Genomic DNA, 376 nt, shown 5'->3' with positions numbered 1-376 from the left:
CGAACAGCTCGATGCCGACCCAGAGATCGATGTCATCATCATCGCCCGCGGCGGGGGCGATCCCCAGACGCTCCTGGGTTTCAGCGACGAGAGGCTCGTGCGCGCCGCCGCCGCCGCCGCGACTCCCCTCGTGAGCGCGATCGGCCACGAGAACGACCGCCCGCTTCTCGACGACGTCGCCGATCTCCGTGCGTCCACGCCGACCGATGCCGCCAAGCGCGTCGTTCCCGATGTGGGCGAGCAGCGTGCGCTCGTCGCACAACTGCGCGCGCGCCTCACCACTCGTCTGCAACAGCAGATATCGCACGGGATCCAGCAGGTGGAGCAGATCCGGTCGCGTCCGTCGCTGCGCGACCCCGATTCGATGATCCGGGAG

1 protein-coding gene is annotated in these 376 nt (G+C 69.1%); it reads left to right on the top strand.

What is annotated here, in order from left to right; genetic code table 11:
- Window positions 1-376 (top strand): exodeoxyribonuclease VII large subunit (locus SB754_RS19415; RefSeq protein WP_410784040.1); only part of this gene is annotated, 376 nt, incomplete at both ends.

Source organism: Leifsonia sp. SIMBA_070, assembly GCF_046534635.1.
Taxonomy (GTDB): Bacteria; Actinomycetota; Actinomycetes; order Actinomycetales; family Microbacteriaceae; genus Leifsonia.
Note: the sequence above shows the minus strand (reverse complement) of the source record. Positions and strands in the feature narration are given on the sequence as shown.